Origin of the sequence: Bartonella sp. ML69XJBT, assembly GCF_028618515.1 — a bacterium.
GTDB lineage: Bacteria > Pseudomonadota > Alphaproteobacteria > Rhizobiales > Rhizobiaceae > Bartonella.
Genome location: NZ_JAQITB010000090.1, coordinates 1 through 2,215, shown reverse-complemented (window position 1 = coordinate 2,215; position 2,215 = coordinate 1). Strand labels below are relative to the sequence as shown.

At 45.3% G+C, this 2,215-nt stretch carries 2 protein-coding genes; both read right to left on the bottom strand.

The window, feature by feature from the left end:
• Positions 1 to 1,469 (bottom strand): filamentous hemagglutinin N-terminal domain-containing protein (locus PVV68_RS10125; RefSeq protein WP_273783012.1); only part of this gene is annotated, 1,469 nt, incomplete at its 3' end.
• A 39-nt stretch (positions 1,470 to 1,508) separates the two neighbouring features.
• On the bottom strand, positions 1,509 to 2,215 hold a 707-nt coding region (locus PVV68_RS10120), incomplete at its 5' end, for a ShlB/FhaC/HecB family hemolysin secretion/activation protein (RefSeq protein WP_273783011.1).

Sequence of the window (2,215 nt, the reverse complement as noted above, 5' to 3'; positions counted from 1 at the left end):
AGGGTTTGAGAAACTGAAAGCCCCCCCTGAAAATCCAATTTAACATCTCCGCCTCCATAAATGCTTTCGGCATCAATCATGCCCTCCCTACTTTGGAGATCAACAACCCCTTGGTTGCTCAAAACAAGGCTCCCTGCTGCTTGGGTCGCTGCCATATCAACCCCACCAGCTAAAAGATGTGCCCTGATATCACCACCGGCATGCCCCTTTAAATTGCCCCCAGCCAAAACAGTGCCAGCAATATTAAGCCCACCACCAGCCTCAAGTGCTATATCAGCCCCAGAACCTAACCCTGAGACTTTCATATCACGGCGTGAAGACAGCCTCATATTGTCCCCAGAGGTTGCTTGCCCTGCAATGGTTAAAAAACCATCTTGCGCTTCTGCTGTGACATGACCATCAGCACCAACTGCCTCTAACGTCACATCCTTGTATGCTGCAATCTCAATATGCTTTTTGGAGCCAATCTGTTTGGCTAACACACTCTGGCTTTTGGATTTAAGAACAACACCTCCATGGCCAAAAGCATTCTGCAACGAGATTTTCCCATCAGCAGAAAGATGCAACTGCCCTGCATTGGCCGCCATATCATGACGCATGCGAACCCCAACACCTTTTTCTGTTGCCACAAGTTTAATCTGATCCCCCTGGAGAGCCCCTAACGCAGACCCATCTATAGCATATTCCGGTTTACCGGTAATATCGGTCAATTCTTTCATCTCACGAGAAGCATAATCATAACGGCCCGTTCCTGCTGTTACACCAATTTCCCTGCCCGCAACAGGACCTTCTAAATGCACCGTGCGAGAAACAATATCAACGATATCAACAGCCCCTTGGCCAGAGAAAAAATTCGCTCCCTTTCCAGAAAAAGTGATATCTCCACCCTTCACCACAAAACCCTTCAAAGAGCCAGAGACATCAATTTCTGGAACACCTGTGGTGAATGTCGCATGGGGTGTATTGATAAATCCACAACCATCACAGCTTATCCCATTGGGATTGGCTATAATCACATCGGCTGGGCGCCCAAAAACTTCTCCTGGACCATTTAAGGCACTTCTATTACCACTGGTTACTTCATTTAAAATGACCTTCGCAGAACCCGTAACACGCAAATGCGGATTGCCCGGCATAATGCCACCCAATTGCGATTGCCCTACTTCACTCGCATGATTGTTCCAAATAACACCAGAATGACCAATATTAAAATCGTAATATTTATTGTGTGATAAACCACTGCTGTTTGGCGTGACAATATCAATGGAGGGGACCCCATTGGGCGCTGCTACAATATCAGGACGATGGGCGCTACTAGCTCCTGGATCAACAGCAATTTGTGCATGCAACATTGAAGGTGCTAAAAAACAAGAAAAACCAATTCCCCCAAATAAAACCTTTTTGAGCATCGTACTGGAAACGAGAACCTCTAATAAAGTGGCTCTTTGCTCTCTCTTCTTATATCCCATGCTTATACTCCCCATCGCTCGATCAATTTTACTAGATGTTTAAAGATCCATTGTTAATGTCATAAAAAATGTGCCTGACTTTTTGTGCTTAACCGTACTCCAGAAAATATTGGAATAACTCGCATCAAGAGAAACCACGCCCCCTGCAAGCTTGACGCCTGCTGTCCAACCGGCAAGCTGTTCATTGGTAAAACCATACAAAGGTTGCGAAAAAACACGACCATAATCCAAACCAACATAAGGGCGTAACTCTCCCAAAGTCTTTTGAAAAACCCCGTGGTTTCTCCACGGAATGGTGCGCAACAACAAATCATTACGGATAAAAAAACCGTTATTGCCAAAAATCAAACTCTCGCGTGTTCCACGAACATTGGAGACGCCCCCCAACGAAATCTGCTCTGCGCCCAATAAATTATCTGGGGAATATTGCCCACTCAAAAGATTGCTTAAGAGAAAATTCCACTCACCCACCTTAAAGGGCGTCATAACACTGATCGTACCAGTAAATTTGGCAAATTGAGGCTCCGCATCACCTGCTCCTGGGGCATGTTTTTTTACAGAATGAAATAAACTTAGTCCTTGCAAATAACTGGCATCAAAAGTCCAAGTCCCCCCTAACATCTGACGAGAATGCGAAATGCCAAAATTGGCTACGCTATATTGACGGCTTCCCACCTCTATCTTATTGCCAAGAAGGTAATTGTTGGTTCTTTTATAAGAAAGACCCACATTGAGCGTTGTCAGCG